The organism is Polaromonas sp. P1_F1 (assembly GCF_056405795.1).
On record NZ_JBFUBJ010000012.1, the window covers coordinates 22,804 to 44,261 of the forward strand.

General features: G+C 66.1%; 8 protein-coding genes. 4 read left to right on the top strand and 4 right to left on the bottom strand.

From position 1 onward, the window contains the following. Positions 1-66: 66 nt before the first annotated feature. The 4 genes from AC1DZE_RS22305 to AC1DZE_RS22320 all read right to left on the bottom strand — a co-directional run bounded on the left by AC1DZE_RS22305 (position 67) and on the right by AC1DZE_RS22320 (position 16,796). On the bottom strand, positions 67-1,104 hold the full coding sequence (locus AC1DZE_RS22305) for an SPFH domain-containing protein (protein WP_477700565.1): 1,038 nt from the start codon (positions 1,102-1,104) through the stop codon (positions 67-69). A 64-nt stretch (positions 1,105-1,168) separates the two neighbouring features. Continuing rightward, a complete protein-coding gene (locus AC1DZE_RS22310) occupies positions 1,169-13,249 on the bottom strand; it encodes a YDG domain-containing protein (RefSeq protein ID WP_477700566.1) in 12,081 nt (4,026 codons plus the stop codon). Positions 13,250-13,281: 32 nt separating this feature from the next. Next, a complete protein-coding gene (locus AC1DZE_RS22315; RefSeq protein WP_477700567.1) occupies positions 13,282-15,021 on the bottom strand; it encodes a ShlB/FhaC/HecB family hemolysin secretion/activation protein in 1,740 nt (579 codons plus the stop codon). A gap of 659 nt (positions 15,022-15,680) precedes the next feature. Then, positions 15,681-16,796 (bottom strand): 5-methyltetrahydropteroyltriglutamate--homocysteine S-methyltransferase, encoded by a 1,116-nt coding sequence (locus tag AC1DZE_RS22320; protein ID WP_457281944.1) that lies wholly within the window; start codon positions 16,794-16,796, stop codon positions 15,681-15,683. A gap of 144 nt (positions 16,797-16,940) precedes the next feature. Here AC1DZE_RS22320 and AC1DZE_RS22325 point away from each other — a divergent pair, with 144 nt between their 5' ends. From AC1DZE_RS22325 to AC1DZE_RS22340, 4 genes are all read left to right on the top strand, one after another. After that, on the top strand, positions 16,941-18,035 hold the full coding sequence (locus AC1DZE_RS22325; protein WP_477670474.1) for an aromatic ring-hydroxylating dioxygenase subunit alpha: 1,095 nt from the start codon (positions 16,941-16,943) through the stop codon (positions 18,033-18,035). Positions 18,036-18,050: 15 nt separating this feature from the next. Then, positions 18,051-18,845, top strand: a complete 795-nt coding sequence (locus tag AC1DZE_RS22330) for a GntR family transcriptional regulator (protein ID WP_477670473.1) — start codon at positions 18,051-18,053, stop codon at positions 18,843-18,845. 110 nt (positions 18,846-18,955) lie between these two features. Then, positions 18,956-19,942 carry a PDR/VanB family oxidoreductase gene (locus AC1DZE_RS22335; protein ID WP_477670472.1) on the top strand — a complete coding sequence of 329 codons (987 nt, stop codon included), beginning with the start codon at positions 18,956-18,958 and terminating at the stop codon, positions 19,940-19,942. Between the two features lie 265 nt (positions 19,943-20,207). After that, positions 20,208-21,380, top strand: a complete 1,173-nt coding sequence (locus tag AC1DZE_RS22340; protein ID WP_457281940.1) for an ABC transporter substrate-binding protein — start codon at positions 20,208-20,210, stop codon at positions 21,378-21,380. Positions 21,381-21,458: the final 78 nt, after the last annotated feature.

Below are 21,458 nucleotides of genomic sequence, written 5' to 3' on the forward strand. Positions count from 1 at the left end.
GAGCAAGCGACGGCCCCCTCGGGGGGCAGCGCAGTACACGAAGTGACAAGCGTGGGGGCCACATACTTAAACTAACTTTTTGAGCAACTCGGCCTTCTTGGCGTCGAACTCTTCCTGCGTGAGGATTCCCTTGGCCTTGAGTTCCCCCAGCTTCTCGAGCGTTGCCATGACATCGTCTGGCTTGACCGCCGCGGCGGCGGCAGCCGAAGCCGCCTGGGCTGCGCCGCCCTGCAGGCCCTGCTGCAGGTTTTGCGCCAGCACCTGGCCCAGCGCCACACCAGCACCCAGGCCCATGGCGTCGCCGGCAATGCCGCCGCCCGACCCGGCACCCTCGGCGAACTTGGGAATGGCCTGCGCCGTCTGGTACTGCATGAACTTGCCCATGTCGTTGCCGACCATGCCCATGCCGATTTTCTGGTCGAGGATTTTTTGCAGCTCTTCGGGCAGCGAGAGGTTCTGCACCGTCATGCCCTCGAGCTTCAGGCCGATCTTGGCAAATTCGGGCACGAGCTGCGCCGCCAGCGCCTGTGCAAACACGAGCTGGTTCGCGGCCAGATCGAGGAAGGCAATGTCGCTGGCTGCAATGGCGGCGGAAATGTTCTGCAGCACCAGGCCGCGCAGCTGTCCGTCAAGGTCGGCCGTGGTGTAGCGGTCGCGCGTGCCTGAAATTTCGGTGTGGAAAAGCTTGGGGTCGGCAACACGGAAGTTGTAGTTGCCGAAGGCGCGCAGCCGGACAGCACCGAAGTCCTTGTCGCGAATGGTGATGGGCTGGGGCGTACCCCACTTCTGGTCGATCTGCTGGCGGGTGCTGAAGAAGTAGACGTCGCTCTTGAAGGGAGACTCGAACAGCTTGTCCCAGTTCTTGAGGTAGGTCAGCACCGGAATGGTCTGCGTCGTCAGCTTGTACATGCCGGGACCGAACACGTCGGCGATCTTGCCCTCGTTGACGAAGACCGCCATTTGCGATTCGCGCACAGTGAGCGAGGCGCCGTACTGGATTTCCATGTCGGCCATCGGAAAACGCCAGGCCAGTGTGCCGTCGTCGTCCTCGGTCCACTGGATGATGTCGATGAACTGTTTCTTGATGAAGTCCATTAAGGCCATAGCGCGCTCCCTTGAGTGGTTGTCGGCCACATGATACCCGCCGATAACGACTTTTTTACGTTATTTACTGGCCCTGACCGCCTCCAGTGCAGTTCAGGCCGCGGCCCTGCTCCGCGCAGTCCTGCGGGACCAACCCGGCACTGCGCGGATCAGGGAACCCTGCCAGGCGGAAAGTCGGCCCATCGGCCGCAACGCCGCCTTCATCCTTGATGCCGAAGGCGCGCAGGGACTGCTGACGGCGCTCATCGCCTTCCAGGACTGGCAGCGCCGTACCGTTCACAATACGCGCGTCACCGGTACGCTCCGCGGTACTGGCCGGGGCAGGCGTGATATTGGCTGTCGTGACGGCCGCCGTATTCTGCAAGGTGTAGTTGCCCGCGTCGGCGCCTGACAGGGTGATACCGGTAATGCTGACGGGCTTGCCGTTGCCGACGGCGGGTGTGTCGAAGTTGCCGGTCGCGGCGCCCACCGTCAGCACGTCCGCGCCTATGCGGCCGGCAAAGGCCGCGCCGCCGGTCGCCAGCGTGGCTGATGTGGTGCCGTCCTGCACCTTGTTCGCGGCGGTGATGCCGCTGACATTCGCAATCGAAGCCGGCGTGATGCTGGCCGTGGTGGCGGCCGTGCTGTTGACGCTGTAGTTGACCGCATCGGTGCCGGTGATGGCAATGCCGCCGACGTTGACGGTTTTACCCACGCCTGCATTCTTGTCGGCAAAGCTTGCCGACGTGTTGCTGGCCGCGAGTACATCGCCGGCAACCCGGTTGTCGGCCAGTGTCACGGTTGCGGCAGTGCCGCCGTCGTACACCTTGTTTTGGGCCGCGGCGCCCACGGTGAGCGCGCGCTGGGTGATGTTTGCCGTGGTCGCCGTCGTCGTGTTGAACGTGTAATTGCCAGCATCGGTGCCGGTGATGCCGATGCCGCTGACGCTGACGGCCTTGCCGGTGCCCACGTTCTTGTCGCCAAAGCTGGCCGCCGTGTTGCTGGTGGTGAGCACGTCACCGGCGACGCGGTTATCCGCCATGGTAACGCCGGCTGCCATGTTGCCGTCGTAAACCTTGTTGGTTCCCGTGGCGCTGACCGTGAGAGCGCGCTGCGTGATGTCGGCCGTGGTGGCAGCCGTGGTGTTGGCCGTGTAGTTCCCGGCGTCAGTGCCGGTGAGAGCGATTCCGGTGACGTTGACCGTCTTGCCGATACCCGCGTTCTTGTCGGTGAAATTCGCGGCCGTATTGCTGGCGGTCAGCACATCACCCGCGATGCGGTTGTCGGAAAGCGTCACGGTGGCAACGGTTCCGCCGTCATACACACGGTTCTGGCCGGTGGCGCCGACCGTGAGCGCGCGCTGTGTGACGTTGGCCGTGGTGGCTGCCGTGGTGTTGGCGCTGTAGTTGCCCGCATCGGCGCCGGTGAGGGCAATGCCGCTGACGTTCACGGTCTTGCCGGTGCCGACGTTCTTGTCGATAAAGCTCGCGGCGGTATTCGTGGCGGTCAATACGTCGCCGCTGAGGCGGTTGTCGGTGAGCGTGACGGTGGCTGCGACGCCGCCGTCATAGACACGGTTCTGGCCGGTGGCGCTGACCGTCAACGCGCGCGGCGTGATGGTCAGCGCGCCATTGGTCAAGGCCAGGGTGTAGTTTTCGCTGTTGGTACCTACACCGGCAGTGATAGCCACCGGTCCGGCCGCCACGGCTGTCCGGTCAACGGCTGTGGTGGTGTAGTTCACGCCCAGGCCGGCGATCGTGTCACCGTCGATCAGCCCGCTTACCACGCCCGTCAGCAGCGGGTTGGTGTCGCCATACACCTTGGTCTTGTTGTCGGCCGTAACCGTCAAGGTCGGCGCGACGCGGTAGAGGAAAGTATTTGCGCTGCCGGCCGGTACATAGCTGGCGTCGCTGTTGTAGCGCTTGCTGTAGCCGGCAACGCCCTCAAGCGTGGTGCCGGGGTCGCCGCTGTAGACCAGGTAGCGGCCGGATGCGGCCACGATGCCGCCCGCGCCCACATTGTTGACGAGCTGGCCGCCGGTGCTGACGCCGGCCGCGTTGGCGCTGCCGGCCTTGAGGACCACGGCATCGCCGGTGGCGGAAGAATTCACGGCATTGTTCAACGTGAGATTTGACGCCGCGCCGGTGGTTTCAATTTTGACCGCGCCTGTGGCGGTTACGCCTGCTGTCGCGCCGACCGTGCCCACAACCATTGCGCCGGCCTGCCTGTAGTCGACGCTGCCGGTGCTGGCGGCGAGCGTGGTGACGGCATTGCCCGCGTTTGCCAGGGTGTAGGCGCCGGCGGCGCCCGTCAGCGCAAGTCCCGAGGCCGCGATGGCGCCAGACTGGCTGACAGCACCGCCTGCAGACAGGGTGACGTTGCCGGTGGTCGCAATGGCTGCCACGTCGAATCCGGCCGCGCTGCTGTACTGGATGGCCCCCGCCGCATTGGCCGTGTCTGCGGCATTGCGGGCCTGCAGGTTGATGGCGGTGTTGGTGTTGCCGCTGTTGTTGAGCGTGATGCCACCGCCGGCGTTGACCAGCGTTTTGACCTGCAGCGTGCCGGCCGTGATGTTGCCGGTACCTGCAGTCTGGGTGACCGCGCCCAGTGCTGTCAGGTTCAGTGTGCCGCTGCCGACGTTTGAGGCCGTGCTGCCCACACCCAGGTTGACGGCGCCCGTGCTGCGCACGAAGGCGTTGGCATTACCGGTGGTGTTGACACTCAGGTTGCCGGCCGCCACGTCGATGCCGTTGCTGGCGTCGGTGCCGATCTGGCCGTTGGCATTGAGGGTGAGGTTCTGCGCGGTGATGGTTTGCACACCCACATCGGTGATGGAGCCGGCATTGAGCGTCAGGGTCTTGCCGGCCAGGCCGACCGCGCCGCCTATGGTCATGGCGCCAGTGCTGGCCGTATCGCCGATGATGATGGGGCCGGTGGCACCCGTGGCGAAGGCGCTGACTTCCGCGGCCGTGAGGTCAAAGCCCGAAGCGCCCGACAGTGACATGGTGCGGCTCGCGGTTTTCGCCTTGAGCGTCAACGCGCCACTGGTCGCCAGCGCGTTGTTGCCGGTGTTCGCGGCGATGGCGACCGTGTCGGCCGTGATCGTGATGGGCCCGCTGCCGGCAACCACGTCGACGTTGTTCTGCGTGTACGCGCCGGTGCCGGTGTCTATGGCGACAGCGTTGTTGACGGTGCTGATGTTGCCAGCCACCGTTGTGCTGTTGTTGCCGTTATTCAGTGTGAAGCCGCCCGCCGCCGTGATGGCATTGAGGGTGGCGATGTTGTTGGCCTGGGTGCCAAGGTTCAACGAGCCTGCGCCCGTGCCGGCCACTGCCAGCGAGGCCGTCGTCACAGCGCCCGACTGCGTAATGTTGCCGCCGGATTGCAGCGTCAATGCCCCTGTGGTGTTGACAGCGGCCACGTCGAAGCCGGTGGCGTCGCGATAGCTGACTGCCCCATTGGCATTGGCTGTGTCGGTGGCATTGCGGGCACGCAGATCGACCGTGGCGACCTCGTTGGCGGCATTGTTCAATGTGATGTTCGCCGTGCCTGCGGACAGCGTTTTGGCCACCAGCGTGGGCGCGGTGATGGCACCCGTCTGGGTGATGGTCGCGCCGGCCACCACTGTCAGGCTGCTATTGGCAACGGAGGTGCCCAGCACCACGGCATTGGCATCGCGCAGCGAGACGTTGTTGCCGCTGGTGATGGCCACGCTGGAGAAATTGTTGGCGGCATTGGCCAGCGTGATGTCGTTGGCCGCGCCGGCGGCCAGCGTGGTGGCGCCGGTGACCGTCACCGCGCCGGTCTGTGTGATGGCGCCGGCCGTATTCAGCGCCAGAGAGCCCGACACCACTGAGGTCCCCATCACCAGCGCATTGCTATCGGTGATGCTGACGTTATTGCCCGTGGTAACAGCCACCGCCCCCGTGAAATCGTTGCCGGCGTTGGTCAGCGTGATGTTGTTGCCGGCGCCGGCCGCCAGGGTCGCAGTGGTTGCCTTGATGGCGCTGGTTTGCGTGAGCGCGCTTCCGGCCGTCAGGGCCAACGCACTGACGTTGAGCGCGCCATTGAGGCTGATGTCGCCGGTGTCGGCGCCGGCGGTAGTGGCCGTCAGGGAAGTGGCGCCTGTGACGCCCACCGAAGCACCGCCCATGGCGCCCACGGCGATGTCGTTGGCGGTTACGGTCAGCGCCGACAGGGCCAGGCTGGCGCCCGTGGCGCCGGCAATGCTCACGTCGCCGTTGCCTGCCTGCAGGATCAGCGTACGGCCCGAGGCCTGGCTGTTGACCGCTCCGTCGAACTGGATATTGGCGCCGGCACCCGCGCCGGCATTGCCGCCGCGCGAGTCCACAGTGATGCTGGCCGTATTGAGCAGTGCGTCATCCTTGATACGGATCGCACCGCCAGCACCGGAGACCGCGCCGCCGACCTGGTTGCCACCTAACGCTGTAAGCCCGCCGGCAAGGGTGATGGTCGGCGTGGCGCCCGCTGCGTCGAGTGTGATGGCGCCTGCGTTGCCGCCCGCCGCCACGCCTGCGCCGCCGTTGCCGCCGGTGGTGGTGATGGCGGCGACCGATACATTGCCGCCGGTGGAAGCCATCGACACCGCGGCGCCCTGCCCGCCAGCCTGGTTGACGCCCGCGCCGTTGCCGCCAATGGCGCTGATCACGCCGGTGCTGCCGATGGCTGCCGTGGAATTGACTGTGACCGCACCACCGTTGCCGCCGGCACCCGCGGTGCTGGCGTTGGTGCCGTTGGCCGTGATGGCCGCCGTGGTGACGCCTGCGCCGGAGATGTCTACCGTGCCGGCATTGCGCCCGTTGGCCGTGCCGGCAGTCGTGCCGCCGCTGGTGACTATGGCGCCGACCGCCACTGCGCCGCCGGATCCGCTGACGCTGACATTGCCGCCGTGGCCCGAAGTGCCGCCCGTAGTGGTCAGCGTACCCGCCGTGAGGTTGCCAGCCGTGTTGCTCAGGGTAATGCTGCCTGCCGAACCGCCTGCGCCCGTGCCGGCTGCATTGCCGCTTTGCGCAGCCAGTGCACCCACCGTGACAGCACCGGCAACGGTGTTGGCCACGCCGATGCTGCCCGCGTTGCCGCCGTCGCCGTTGGTGGTTCCGCCTGCCCCCCCGCTGGCCGTCATGCCTGCGGTAGTGACCGCCCCCGTGGAGGTGATGCTGACGGCGCCGCCGCTGCCGCCCTTTTGACTGGACGTGGCCGCTGCCGCACCGCCGCTAGCGGTGATGATGCCGGTGCCCATGTTGAGGCCGGCGCCGCTGATGGTGACTGTGCCCGCATCACGGCCAGCCAGACCACTGACCGTGGTGCCGCCGCTGGTGGTGATGTTGTTATTGACGATAGCTACCTGGCCCAGCGCCGAAAGGCTGACGTTGCCGCCGTTGCCCTTGGCACCACCGGTGGTGGTGACAGCCGCAGTGGACAGTGTTCCCGCAGCGGCGGTGTTGCTCACGGAAACACCGCCGGCCGTGCCGCCCGCGCCGGTGCCCAGCGCGTTACCGGTTTGCACCGTCAGCGTTCCGGTGGTGATATTGCCGCTGCCGCTGTTGTTGACGGTGATGCTGCCGGCATTGCCCCCGGCCGCATTGGTGCCGACCGCTGCGCCGCCGCTCGCCACGAGATTGGTGACCGTGATGCCGTTGTTGCCGCTAATGGAAATCGCCGCACCGTTGCCGCCGGCCTGGTCACCCGTCAGCGTGCCATTCGTGCCGCTGGCAGTCACGGTGGTGCCGGTCAGCAGGCCTCCTGTGGCCTGCAGCGTGACGGAACCTGCGTTGCGTCCCGTCGTGCCCGCGTTGGCGGTGCCGCCGCTGGAAACAACCGCGCCTGTCGTCAAAACACCGCCCGTCGAGGTGACGCTGATGTTGCCGCCGTTGCCGTTGGCGCCACCCGTGGTGGTAAGCGCACCGACTGTCAGCGCCGTTCCGTTCAGCGTGATGCTGCCGGCCGTACCGCCGGCGCCCGTTCCGGTCGCGCCACCCGTTGAGGCCGTCACTGCCGCGGTGCCCAGCGTACCGCTGCCCGTGATGCTCACCACACCGGCATTGCCGCCGGCCTGGTTGGTGCCCAGGCCCGCGCTGCCACTGGCGCTGACCAGACCCGTGACCGAGCGGTTGACGCCCGTCACCGTAATATTGCCCGCATTGCGGCCAGCGCCGGTGCCACCGGCCAGCGCCGTGCCGCTGGTGTTCAGCGTGCCGGTAACCGTCACGCCGCCCTGCGAGGCCAGTGCGACCGAGCCGCCGTTGCCGCCTGCCGTGCCGCTGCTGTCTATCGCGCCGGTTCCGATGTTGGCGCCGGCCGCGTTGTTGGTCACGCTGATGCCGCCGGCCGCGCCGCCGGCACCTGTACCCACTGCCGCGCCCGTACGTGCCGTAAGCCCACCCAAGGCAATCGCGCCTGCCGATGTGGAATTGTTCTGCACCGTGATGCTGCCGGCATCACCACCGTCACCGTTCGTGGTGCCACCCGTGCCGCCGCTGGCGGTGAGCGCGCCCGTGGTCACGGCATCGGTGGTCGTGATGCTGACGGCCGCGCCGCTGCCACCTTTCTGGTTCGACGTGGCAGCTGCCGCGCCACCGCTGGCCGTGATGGTGCCCGTTCCCATATTGAGGCCGCCGCCGCTGATGGTGACGGTACCGGCATTACGGCCGGCCAGGCCACTGACCGTGGTGCCACCGCTGGTGGTGATGTTGTTGTTGACAATGGACACCTGACCCAGCGCCGACAGATTGACATTGCCGCCGTTGCCCTTGACACCACCGCTGGTGAGGATGGCCGCGGTGGACAAGGTACCGCCGGCCGCCGCGTTGGCCACGCTGACGCTACCGGCCGTGCCGCCTGCACCTGTGCCTACCGCATTGCCGGTTTGCGCCGTCAGCGTTCCGGTGGCGATATTGCCGCTGCCGCTGTTGTTGACCGTGATGCTGCCGGCATTGCCGCCGGCCGCGTTGGTACCCACGCCTGCGCCGCCACTGGCTGTGAGGTTGGTCACCGTGATGCCGCTGTTGCCGCCAAGGGAAATCGCCGCGCCATTGCCGCCGGCCTGGTCGCCTGCCAGCGCGCCATTGGTACCGCTGGCCGTAATGGTCGTGCCGGTGAGCAGGCCGCCCGTGACCTGCAAGGTGACCGCCGCTGCGTTGCGACCCGCCGTGCCGGCATTGGCCGCGCCACCGCTGGTATTGATGACACCGGCTGTCAAAACGCCCGCCGTGGACGTGACACTGACGGCGCCGCCGTCGCCGTTGGCGGTGCCTGTGGTCGTCAGCGCGCCGGCTGTGACGGCGCTACCTGTCAACGTGATGCTGCCGGCGTTGCCGCCGGCACCCGTTCCTGTTGCGGCACCTGTTTGGGACGTGATGCCGGCCGCGCCAAGTGTGCCGCTGCCGGTAATGCTCACCACGCCGGCGTTGCCACCCGCCTGGTTGGCACCCAGCCCCGCGCCGCCGCTGGCGGTGATCAGGCCCGTGACCGAGCGGTTGACGCCACTCAGGGTGATGTTGCCGGCGTTTTTTCCTGCGGCGGTCACCCCGGCGCCGATAGCGCCGCCGCTGGTGTTGATCGTTCCGCCGACCGTGAGAGCGCCTTGCGAACTCAGGACGACGTCGGCGCCGGCGCTGTTGGTGCCGCCATTGGCCGTCACAGCCCCTGCGATGGCGAGGGCTTGCCCGGCCGCGTTGTTGGTCACCTGCACAGCGCCGGCGGTGCCGCCCGTGCCGGCGCCGAAAGCAGCCCCGCTGTTGGAGCTCAGTGCTCCCAGCGAGATGGCGCCGGTGGTGGCCGAATTGTTGATGACGGTGATGCTGCCCGCGCTGCCGCCGTTGGCCGGCGTGGCAATGCCCGCACCGCCCGTGGTGTTGATGGCGCCTGCGGTGATGCCGCCCGCGGCAGCCGTGATTTGCACATTGGCGCCGTTGCCGCCGCTTTGGCCGGCGCCTATGCCTGGCGTGCCGTTGGCCGTGATGTTTCCGGTACCGGTGCTCACGCTTGCGCCTGAGAGCGTGACGGTGCCGGCATTGCGGCCTGCATTGCCCGCCAAGGTGACGCCGCCGGCCGTATTGATCGCGCCTGCAGCACCAGTGGACAGCGCACCCAGGGCACTCAGGGTGACGGCACCGCCGTCGCCTTTGGTGCCGCCGGTGGTGGTGATGCCTGCCGTCGTGACATTGCCGGCCGCTGCCGTATTCGTGACGGCGACGCTGGCCGCGGTGCCCCCTGCGCCCGTGCCGATTGCATTGCCGGTTTGGGCCGCCAGGGTTCCGGTGGTGATGTTTCCGCTGCCGCTGTTGTTGACCGTGATACTGCCGGCATTTCCGCCGGCAGCATTGGTGCCCACACCCGCGCCGCCGCTGGCCGCGAGATTGGTGACGCTGATGCCACTGTTGCCGGTAATGGAGATCGCCGCACCGTTGCCGCCGGCCTGGTCGCCCGTCAGAGTGCCGTTCGTGCCGCTGGCGGTCATGGTGGCGCCGGTCAACAGACCACCCGTGGCCTGCAGCGTCACCGTTCCGGCATTGCGCCCGGCCGTTCCCGCATTGGCTGTGCCGCCGCTGGAAACGATCGCGCCTGTCGTCAAAACGCCGGCCGTCGAGGTGACGCTGACAGTGCCGCCGTTGCCGTTGGCGCCGCCCGTGGTCGTCAGGGTACCAGTGGTCACTGCCGTGCCGTCCAACATGATGCTGCCTGCTGTGCCGCCCGCGCCGGTACCCGTCGCTGCACCGGTTTGTGTTGCGATGTTGTTCGTGCCCAGGCTGCCGCTGCCGGTGATGCTCACCACGCCGGCATTGCCGCCGGCCTGGTTGGTACCCATCCCTGCACCGCCGCTGGCGGTGATGGCACCGGTGATGGCGCGGTTGACGCCCGTGATCGTGACGTTGCCGGCGTTCTTGCCTGCTGCGGTCATACCGGTACCCAACGCGCCGCCGCTGGTGGTGATCAGCCCGCTGACGGTAAGGGCACCTTGTGAGCTCAGGGTGACATCGGCACCGGCGCTGTTGGTGCCGCCGTTGGCCGTGATGGCCCCCGTGGTGAGGCCTTGCCCGGCCGCATTGTTGGTCACCTGCACGGCACCGGCCGTGCCGCCAGCGCCGGTCCCGAAGGCCGCTCCACTGCTGGAGCTCAGCCCTCCCAGTGAGATGGCGCCCACCGTCGCCGAGTTGTTGATGACGGTGATCGTGCCCGCATTGCCGCCGCTGGCCAGGGTGGCAATGCCCGCACCGCCCGTTGTATTGATGGCACCGGCAGTGATGGCGCCCGTGGCCGTGACTTGCACATTGGCGCCATTGCCGCCATTTTGGCCAGCGCCTATACCCGGCGTGCCGTTGGCGGTGATGTTGCCCGTGCCGGTGCTTACGCTTGCACCCGAGAGTGTGACGGCGCCGGCATTGCGGCCGGCATAGCCTGCCAGCGTGACGCCACCGGCCGTGTTGATGGTGCCAGCAGCGCCGGTGGACAAAGCTCCCAGCGCACTCAGGTTCACGGCGCCGCCGTCGCCTTTGGCTCCGCCCGTCGTGGTGACTCCCGCGGTCGTCAGGTTGCCCGCGGCAGCCGTATTCGTCACCGAAATGGTGCCGGCCGCACCGCCGGTACCGGTGCCCGTGGCCGTGCCGGTCTGTGCGGCCAGCGCGGCGGCAGTGATGTTGCCGGCACCGCTGTTGGTAACCGTGATGGTTCCTGCATTGCCGCCCGACGCATTGGCGCCCACACCGGCCCCGCCACTGGCGGTCATGGCTGCGCCTGCGATGCCGCCCGCGGCGACTATGGAGACTGCGCCCGCGTTGCCGCCGTTGCCGGCCGTGTTGCCGGCCGTGCCGTTGGCCGTTACGGCGCCCAGCGCGGTGATGGCGCCGGCCGCCGTGATGTTGATTGCACCGGCATTGCGGCCTGCAGTGTTGGCCAATGCCGTGCCGCCGGTGCTGGTGACGGTGCCCGCGCTCAATGCACCGGCGGAATTGAGCGTGATAGCGCCACCGTCGCCATTGTTGCCGCCCTGGGTGGTGATGTTGCCGGCGCCCAGGCTGGCGCTGGCCACGCTGTTGGTCACGGAGATGCTGCCAGCCGTGCCGCCAGCGCCGGTGGTGACCGCATTGCCGGTGCTGGCGGTCAACCCGCTCACAGCGACGTTACCGGTGCCGCTGTTAGCCAGGATGATGCTGCCCGCGTTGCCCCCGGCCGCGATGCCCGTCGTGCCAGCGGCACCGCCACTGGCCGTGAGGGTGCCTGTGCTGGAGATGCCGCCGGTGGAGGTAATGCTGATACTGCCGCCCGTACCACCTGCCTGTCCAGCCCCCAGCCCGGCGGAACCGCTGGCGGTGATGGCGGCGGTGGAGACACCGGCGCCCGAGATGCTGACGGCCCCGCCGCTGCGGCCCGGGTTGCCGGTGGTGGCAGTGCCTCCTATGGCGTTGATGGCCCCGAGCAGGTTGACAGTCCCTGTGGCGTTGAGGGTGACGTTGCCGGCATTGGTATTGCCGGCGCCGGTGGTGGTGATGCTACCGGCCGCGGTGCTGGTGATATTGGCCGCCGAAAGGTTCACGCCGCCGGAAGCCGTTAGCGCGGCATTGAGCACAATCGTGTTGCCCGCTTCAAAGCGGACCTTGTTACCCGCCGCCATGGCCAGCGCGCTGGCCAGCGTGATGTTGCGCGAGGCCTGGAGGTACAGCTCGCTGTAGCCGGTGATGTCGGCGATCTGGATGGTGTATGTGCCCGTCGGGCTCGGCGGATCGAGGAGGGCCACGTCGGGCGTGCCATCGGCATTGTTGGGTGGTGAGGGCTGTATGGTGGTGTTGATGTCGATGTCCTGCGGGTCCAGCAACACCCTGCCGCCAGTACCGGCCGGCGCGGCCACGTCGATACTGCCGCGCAGGTCCAGCTGCTGCTTGCCCGAAACCTCGACAAAGCCGCCGTCGCCGCCGTTGGCACCGCCGCGCGCGCTGACAGCGCCGCTGTGGCGCGTGTCACCGTCGGCCCAGACCACCACTTTTCCGCCTTTGCCGCTGTCTGTCGCGTCGGCCCGTATCGATGCGCCTGCGGCCACATAAGTGCGTGAAGCATTCTGGACGGCCGCATTGCCGCCCTGGTAGTCGCCGCCCACCAGCGCGGTGCCGCCGCCGGCCGGGCCGGACACGTCAATGGATGCGCCGGTGTTCAGCGCCACCTTGTCGCCAAGCACCTGCACCGTGCCGCCGCTCTGGCCCGGGGCGGTGCCGCTGGCATCGAGTGTGCCGGAGACCTGGACAACACCTGTGCCACCGCCGCTCAGCACAATCGTGCCGTTGCGCTCCACGGCGGAGTTGGCGCGGATGACGCCGGACTGGTTGATGACGGTCGCCATCGCATCGCCCATGGCGCTGGCCAGCACGGCAACCCGGCCGCCCGTGGCCGTGATGCTGCCGCTGTTGGTGATCGCGGCCTGTGCCGCCGCCGCATCCACCGAGAAACGCACCAGGCCTGTGCCCGAAGTGTCGACCGACACGCGGGAGCCTGCCAGCAGGCCAACCGAACCAGCGTCTGCGGTGATGGCACCGGTATTGCTGACCTGGGGCGCGGCCAGCAGCACGTAACCGCCGCGCGCGACGTTGATGCTGCCGTGGTTGTCCACCCGGCCGGAGGCGTTGCCGCTGAAGGTGTAGCGACCTGCCATGAAGTCGCCGTTGCCGATGTCGAGACTGGAGGCGACGAGCCCGCCCACATTGACTTGCGCCCCAGGAGCGAACATCACACCCGCCGGGTTGATCAGGAAGACCTGGCCGTTGGCGCTCAGCGAGCCGAAGATGGATGAGGCACCGTTGCCGATGACGCGGTTCAGCGCGACGGACGAAGCGCCGGGCTGCACGAACTGCATCGATTGCCCCACGCCGATGTTGAAGCTTTGCCAGTTCAGCACCGCCTTGTCGCTGGTCTGGTTGACCACCATGGCGTTGGCCGACGGCGTGCTGACGCTGGCCTGGCCTCCCACCACCTGCGCGCCTTCAGGCAAGGCGGTGGCCCAGGGCGAGACAACCGCCAGCAGCGTCGCAAGCAGGCGCGACAGCCTGCGGTCGCTGCGGATGCGGTAGGTGGCCGAGAGCTTGCGAGACAGGCGGACCACCACCGTACGCACGGACCAGGGGCTATAGGCGGCGCGGGCGGAAGAAGTGTGGGCGGTCATGATGGGCATGCAGAGCGGGGAGTGGGGCCGGGCTAGAACCAGGTTTGGACCGACAGCCATGCGCGCGGCGCACGGTCCGGGTCGCCGGTGGACGGCAGCGCTGTCGTCGTGCGCCAGGCCAGGTAGGTCTTGACCAGGAATTTGCCGGGCTGCCCCAGCGTCGCGCCCACACCGACGGAACCGAGGCTCAGCGTGTTGGCATTGCCCGGCACAGTGGGGCCGTTCTGGTTGAAGCGAATGCGCCCATGGTCATAGAAAGCCAGCAGGGTCAAAGGCTCACCCCAAACCGTTGGCGCGAGCTGGTAACGCGACTCCAGGTTCAACAGGAAACCGGCGTCGCCGACGCCTTCGCCCACTGGGTAGCCGCGCACGCCATTGGGCCCGCCCAGAACCATTTTTTCGGCCGAGCTGAGGTTTTTCGACGCCAGCTGGGCCTGTGCCGCGACGTGAAAGCTGTAAGCGGCATCAAAAAACTGGGAGCGCTGGAATTCCAGGTTCAGCTTGCTGAAACCGCCCGCTGTGCGCAGGCCGCCGAGGCCATCGTCAAGCGCCTGATCGGCCGCATTCAACGTGAGGCGGCCAAAGGTGGCGTTCACGGCATAGTTGTTCAGGCTGCTGCCGCCTGCCAGTTCGTCGATGAAGTTGCCCGCCAGCCCCAGCCTGAGCGCGGCGATGTCGCGCTCGCTTTTGAGTGCGGGTGTGCGCGTTTCGTCAACGAGCTTTTTTTGCTCTGCACTGATGAGGCCGTACAAATTGCTGGCGCGCCCGCGCAGCAGGGGGTGGGACAGGCTGAGGCCGAGAATGTCGGCCCGGCCGCTGGCCCCCAGCGGCTCGAACTGCTTGCCCAGCGCGTAATCCAGGCGCACCGCGCTGACCCCCACCCTTGTGCCGTAAGCGCCGACCGGCACGGTGTAGCCGGCACGGTATAAGGTCGAACCAGCCTGGTCGCTTTGCTGGGTGCTCAAGGCCAGCACGTCACCGCGCCCCAGCAGGTTGTTGAGATTGGCACTTAACGTGACACGCGCGGCACCAGCGGCGCGCGCACCATGGTTGTCTACGCTGACCGAGCCGTCGGCGCGCGGCCCTTTGCCCTGCACGGTGATCAGGACATCCGCCAGGCCCAGGCGATCTCCAGGCTCGACCGTAGCGCCGGCGTCGTACCCCGCCAGGTCGCGCAACAGCAACACCGGCTTGTCGAGTGCGTATTCGGTAACGGCGTCACCGGACCGCAGCTGGCCGCCCACCAGTTCTTCCGCGAACGTCTTTGAGATACCAGCGCCGTCGACACGCACAGTGACGCGGCCGACCCGCGCTTCGATGATGGTGATGGCGACAGTCCCGCCTTCTGCGGGAAACGCCTGCTCGGGCAGGTACGCCTGCGTGAGCAGATAGCCGTTCTGCCGGTAGAGCGCGCTGACGGCATTGGCGGCGTCTGTGAGGCCAGCCAGATCCGTGGACCGGTGGAGCCGGCTCGACAGCAAAGCCGCAAGTGCTTCACTGGAGAAAACGCTGTTGCCGGAAAAACTGAACGCCGCTGGCGTGATGCGCGCCGTTCCCGCCGCTGGCTCCGCAACCCGGGGTGGTGTCAGTTCAGGTAGTGGGCCGCTACGCGGGGGTAGCAGCGGTAACGAACCTTGCGGCTCCAGCAGCGTACCGGCATCGGGCCGCACGTCCACGCGGGCCTGCGCCAGCGCAGGGACGTTCAGGGCGATGCATGCGCCCAGAACCCCCCAGGCAAAAAGCCTGGATGCCAGAAAGACTGAACTGCGCAAGGAGCGACCCTTTCGGTGTACAAATGAAACAAAATGTTTTATTGGTTGTAGCGCTTTACCCTTACGCTGTCCAATATTTTCCGCTAAAGAACCTTTTATTTTCGCTGTAAGTGTTTGTTTTTACACGATTATTTTAGGATTTTGAGAAAATAAACGGGCACGCTCAATGTTCTTGGTTAAATGTAAGTAAATGTTGGAGCATTATTCCCACCGGCAGGCAGACAGAAGTGGCCGTCGGCCGCATGAAGAAGCGCCGGTCAATAGGAATAAGAAGAGAGAAGAGGAGGCAAAGAAGGGGGCGGCACTCATGGATCTGTGCCGGCCGGCAGCGCCAGTACTGGCGAGGGTTGGGCCAAAAGCCTGCGGGCAGCAGGCTCAGGCCCATGATTGCTATCTTTTTGAGAGCTGCTTGCGCACGCTCAGCAGGGATGACGAGTCATTTTGATGATCAACCAAGCGCAATTAATGGAACCGGTCCATCCGACCCGTTGAACGGCTTGCCTCGTGGACGGCTGCGACGGGAGTGCACAGCCGAAAAAGTCAGCGCCGCAGCCCGGTTGAGCGGCCTCGAAAAGGCCGGGGCTGGGGGTCCGTTGGGACTCCCCCTCGCTAAAGAAAAGAGAAGGGGAGGACGACATGCGCCAGTCCCGGGGGTCAGATCAGGCTGTGCCCCATACCTCGCGTGCGGTTTCGACCACCAGGCGCAGCTTGTTGCGTTGCGCTTCCACGGCGATGTTGTTGCCGTGCACTGTGCTGCTGAAGCCGCATTGCGGTGACAGCGCGAGCTGCTCCAGCGGTGCGTATTTCGCAGCGTCTTCAATGCGGCGTTTCAGGTCGTCCTTGCTTTCCATTTCACCGAACTTGGTGGTGACCAGGCCCAGCACCACGGTCTTGCCCTTGGGCAGGTAGCGCAGGGGCTTGAAATCGCCGCTGCGGCTGTCGTCGTACTCGAGGAAATAGGCGTCCAGGTCCATCTCCTTGAGCAGCGCCTCGGCCACCGGCTCGTAGTTGCCGGCCGCGGCGTGGGTGCTCTTGAAGTTGCCGCGGCACAGATGCATGGCCAGCGTCATGCCGGCGGGCTTTTGCGCGACCACCTTGTTGATGAATTTGGCGTAGCGGTGCGGCAGCTCATTGGGGTCGTCGCCGCGCTGGCGCGCCGCCTCACGCATTTTCTCGTCGCACAGGTAGGCCAGGTTGGTGTCGTCCATCTGCACATAAGTGCAACCGGCCGCGGCCAGGCTGCGCAACTCGTCGCCATAGGCTTTTGCCACGTCGTCGTAGAAAGCCGGATCGAGTTCGGGATAAGCCTCCTTGCTGATGCCGGCGCGGCCGCCGCGAAAGTGCAGCATCGTGGGCGAGGGAATGGTGACCTTGGGCGTGTTGCCCGCACTGACCTGGCTTTTCAGGTACTGGAAGTCGGCGAGCTGGATGTCCTTGACGTGGCGCACCTTGTCAATCACGCGCATCACCGGCGGCGCCAGTTCCATGCTGCCGTCGGGCCGCTGGATGGTGACCGGGATGTCGGTCTTCACGCCGCCGATCTGCTCCAGGAAGTCGATGTGGAAATAAGTGCGGCGGAATTCGCCGTCGGTAATGCTTTTGAGGCCCACGTCTTCCTGGAACTTCACGATTTCGGTGATGGCCTGGTCTTCGACCTTGCGCAGTTGTTCGGGCGTGATCTGGCCCTTGGCTTTTTGCTCGCGGGCTTCCAGCAGGTACTGCGGGCGCAGAAAGCTGCCGACATGGTCATAACGGGCGGGTAGCTTGGCGGTCATGGGAAAGTCTCCATCGGTTGCAGGCACAAACCCCCATGGTATTCCAGCAAAATCACCCCTCATTGAATACAGAAACTCCGTATTTTCCCTGAATTTCTCTATTTTTCTTGGCATTTTGGCAATTTATGTATACATTAAGTATCCATGAATGCCCAGAAATCGACTTTCCCCCTGAACGCTTGGTATGCCGCCGCTTATGACGTAGAGGTGGGCCGCACGCTGCTGGCGCGCACGATCTGCAAACAGAAGGTGGTGATGTTCCGCCGCACCGACGGCCAGGTCGCCGTACTGGAAGACGCCTGCTGGCACCGGCTGCTGCCGCTGTCCATGGGCACGCTGAACGGCGACGAGGTGACCTGCGGTTACCACGGCCTGGTCTATAACGCCCAAGGCCGCTGCACCCACATGCCCAGCCAGGAAACGCTGAACCCCTCGGCCTGCGTGCGCGCGTTTCCGGTGGTGGAAAAGCACCGCTTTGTCTGGATCTGGCCCGGCGACCCGGCCAAGGCCGACCCGGCGCTGGTGCCCGACATGCACTGGAACGACGACGCAGACTGGGCCGGCGACGGCAAGCTGATCACGGTGAAGTGCGACTACCGCCTGGTCGTCGACAACCTGATGGACCTGACCCACGAAACCTTTGTGCACGGCTCCAGCATCGGCCAGCGCGCCGTGGCCGAGGCGCCCTTTGTAGCCACGCACGGCGACCGCACGGCCACCGTCACGCGCTGGATGGAAAAAATCGACGCACCGCCGTTCTGGGCCGGGCAGATCGAGCATGCGCGCGGCTACAGGGGCAAGGTGGATCGCTGGCAGATCATCAAATTCGAAGCGCCCTGCACTGTGAACATCGACGTCGGCGTAGCCGAAGCCGGATCAGGCGCGCCACCCAAGGACGGCCAGCCGGGCGACCGCAGCAAGGGCGTCAATGGTTTTGTGCTGAACACGGTGACGCCAGAAACAGACGGCAGCTGCCACTATTTCTGGGCTTTCGCACGCAACTACTGCCTGGGTGAGCAGCGCCTGACGCACCAGCTGCGCGAGGGCGTGGCCGGCATCTTCCGCGAGGACGAACATGTGCTGGAGGCCCAGCAAATCGCCATCGACGAACACCCGGACCACCAGTTCTACAACCTCAACATCGATGCCGGCTCGATGTGGGCACGCCGCCTGATAGACGGACTGATCGCGAAAGAAAAACCACCAGCGCCTGTCATCGCTATCCGGCTGGCGGCCTGAGGCGGGGTCATTTTTATGCGAACCACAATCAATGCTATCAATTCAGTAGCTGCCGGCGCAGATTCTGACAGGGGTACAGGCCAAAACAGCCTTGAAAGTGCCCAGGTGCGGGCGCAGCTTCAGCTTCGCGAGATGATCCTGGCCGGCGAGTTGCCCGGCGGCGCGCGCATTGCCGAGCTGTCCATCGTTGAAAAGCTCGGCTTCTCGCGCACACCGATCCGCGCGGCATTGATGCGGCTGGAGCAGGAAGGCCTGCTGGAGTCGCTGCCCAATGGGGGCTACGCCGTGCGCACGTTTTCCGAACGCGATGTGTCCGAAGCGATCGAACTGCGCGGCACCATTGAAGGACTGTCGGCGCGGCTGGCCGCCGAGCGAGGCGCACCCACCGTGGTGCTGAACGAAGCCCGCGAATGCCTGGGCAAGATTGATGCGGTGCTCAGCCAGCCTGCGCTGGACGATGAGGCTTTCTCTTCCTACGTCGCGCTGAACGAACGGTTTCATGAACTGCTGGGTGAAATGGCTGGCAGCAGCGTGATTGCCAAGGAACTCGAACGCGTGTTCAGCCTGCCCTTTGCGTCGCCTTCGGGTTTCGTGGTGGTGCAGGCCAATTCCCCGGGCGCGCGCGACATGCTGGTCGTGGCGCAAGACCAGCACCGCCAGGTGCTCGACGCCATTGAGCAGCGCGAAGGCTCGCGCGCCGAAGCGATCATGCGCGAGCACTCACGCCTGGCCCAGCGCAACCTGCGCGCTGCCGTGGCCAGCCACAACCTGGACCAGATGCCTGGCGTGCGTCTAATTAGAAAGAAATGACGTTCCCCCCGAAGCGGCCTGCGGCCGCCTCCCCCCAGGGGGCGCCACCAGTGGCCCGGCAAAGCCGGTTCCACGGCGACCCTCGAATTGAAGAGATCACGGAAAACTGAATGAAAGCCACCTCCAGCTGGACCGATGCGGTCATTGAATCTTTTGAGGACCTCACGCCCACCGTGCGCGAGTTTCGCATCCGGCCCACGGGTGACGCAGCCACCGTGCAGCGCCACGAACCCGGCAGCCACCTGCAGGTGCAGCTGCTGGTGGACGGCAAGCCGCAGCTGCGCTCTTACTCGCTGGTTGGCGAGACCGATGCGCAAACGTATCGCATCGCCGTGAAGCGGCTGGACGACGGCCGCGGCGGTTCGCGCGCGATGTGGCAGCTGGCCGCCGGCGACCGGCTGCAGGTGAGCGGCCCACGCAACCATTTCCCGCTGGACTTCAACGCGCCAGCCTACCTGCTGGTGGCCGGCGGCATAGGTATCACGCCGCTGGTCGGCATGGCCGAAGTGCTGGCCGCCCGCTGTGCGCAGTCGGGCCGGCCGCTGCGCATGCTGTATGGCACGCGCAGTGAATCTGAACTGGCTTACGGCGAAACACTGCGGGCTTGCCTGGGCGAACGGCTTCATGTGGCCGTCGACGCGCGCATCGACTTTGCCGGCGAGATAGCGGCGCTGCCGGCGGGCGCGCAAATGTACGTCTGCGGCCCGGTGCCCATGCTGGACGCCGCGCGCCATGCCTGGGAGGCCTCGGGCCGGCCAGCGACTGACCTGCGTTACGAGACCTTCGGCAACAGCGGGCGGTATGCGCCGCAGGCTTTCCGGGTGCTGATTCCGCGCCACGCGCTGGACATCACCGTGCCGGCCGGTTGCAGCCTGCTGGACGCGCTGGAGCAGGCGGGCGTGGAAGCGGTGTCCGACTGCAAGCGCGGCGAATGCGGCCTGTGCACGCTGGACGTGCTGGCGGTGGACGGCGAGATCGACCACCGCGACGTCTTTCTGAGCGAGCACGAGAAACAGCAAAACACGCGCTTGTGCGCCTGTGTCTCGCGCGTGGTCGGTTCGGTGACGCTGGATTCTTCCTACCGGCCCGACGCGTGAGGGGACAACTTGTGTGCGATCACCGGGTCATGCGCGCGATGATCGCACAATCGACCGCGAACCAGCAGTGACCCCGTGAGCGGCAACCCACACAATGAAGCCATGGAGGGCATGGAGGTCATGGCCGATGTGTTCACATATCGAACATTTGTGCTGATACCGCACTCATACTAGACTCGCACCGGTTTGCAACCCGATGCCGGCAACCTGAACTCCGCCGCGTTTGACGCAGCAGCAAGAACTGAAAACCACCCAGGAGACAAGCATGAAAAAACGTACCTTCCTCACCGCCGCCGCGCTGTCGGCCGCGGCACTTGCCGCCGCCCCGGCACTGGCCCAGGACAACACCTTCAAGATCGGCCTGATCCTGCCGATGACGGGCCAGCAGGCCACCACGGGCCGGCAGATCGAGGCGGCCGTACGGCTTTACATGGCGCAGAACGGCGACAGCGTGGCGGGCAAGAAAATCCAGCTGATCGTGAAGGACGACACCTCGCTGCCGGACACCACACGCCGCCTGGCGCAGGAGCTGGTGGTCAACGACAAGGTCAACGTGCTGGCAGGCTTTGGCATCACGCCCTCGGCCCTGGCCACCGCGCCCATTGCGACGCAGTCCAAGACACCCATGGTGGTGATGGCCGCGGCAACATCCAGCATCACGCAGGCCTCCCCCTACATCGTGCGCAGCAGCTTCACCTTGCCGCAGGTTTCGGTCGCGCTGGCTGACTGGGCGCCCAAGAACGGCATCAAGACGGTGGTCACGCTGGTGTCCGATTACGGCCCCGGCATTGATGCCGAAAAATTCTTCAAGGACCGCCTGACCTTCAACGGCGGCCAGGTGACCGACGCGCTACGCGTGCCGCTGCGCAATCCCGACTTCGCGCCCTTCCTGCAAAAGGTGCGAGACAACAAGCCCGATGCGCTCTTCGTCTTTGTGCCCTCGGGCGCGGGCGCCGCGGTAATGAAGCAGTTTCTCGAACGCGGCCTGGACAAGGCCGGCATCCGGCTGATCGCCACCGGCGACGTGACGGACGACGACCAGCTCAACGACATGGGTGACGGCGCGATCGGCGTGGTGACCTCCCACCACTATTCGGCGGCGCACCCCTCGGCCATGAACAAAAAATTCGTGGAAGCGTTTGCCAAAGCCAACAAGGGCCTGCGCCCCAACTTCATGGCCGTGGGTGGCTATGACGGCATGCGGGTAATTTACGAGGCGCTCAAAACCAGCAAGGGCCAGGGTGGCGGCGACGCGCTGCTCGAAGCCATGAAGGGCCAGCTCTTTGAAAGCCCGCGCGGCAAGATCTTCATCGACGCACAGACGCGCGACATCGTGCAGGACGTCTATCTGCGCAAGGTCGAGAAGAAGGACGGGCAACTCTACAACGTGGAGTTTGACGTGATCAAGGACGTCAAGGACCCAGGGAAGAACAAGTAACCCCCCGAAGCGCCGCTTCGCGGCGCCTCCCCCCCTGCTGGGGGCAACCTCTGCGGCCCGGCAAAGCCGGTTCCGCGC

Bases quoted from the DNA above. Each gene is read 5' to 3' on its own strand.
- AC1DZE_RS22305 (WP_477700565.1), bottom strand. From the start codon at position 1,104: ATGGCCTTAATGGACTTCATCAAGAAACAGTTCATCGACATCATCCAG.
- AC1DZE_RS22310 (WP_477700566.1), bottom strand. From the start codon at position 13,249: ATGACCGCCCACACTTCTTCCGCCCGCGCCGCCTATAGCCCCTGGTCC.
- AC1DZE_RS22320 (WP_457281944.1), bottom strand. From the start codon at position 16,796: ATGACCGCCAAGCTACCCGCCCGTTATGACCATGTCGGCAGCTTTCTG.
- AC1DZE_RS22325 (WP_477670474.1), top strand. From the start codon at position 16,941: ATGAATGCCCAGAAATCGACTTTCCCCCTGAACGCTTGGTATGCCGCC.
- AC1DZE_RS22330 (WP_477670473.1), top strand. From the start codon at position 18,051: ATGCGAACCACAATCAATGCTATCAATTCAGTAGCTGCCGGCGCAGAT.
- AC1DZE_RS22335 (WP_477670472.1), top strand. From the start codon at position 18,956: ATGAAAGCCACCTCCAGCTGGACCGATGCGGTCATTGAATCTTTTGAG.
- AC1DZE_RS22340 (WP_457281940.1), top strand. From the start codon at position 20,208: ATGAAAAAACGTACCTTCCTCACCGCCGCCGCGCTGTCGGCCGCGGCA.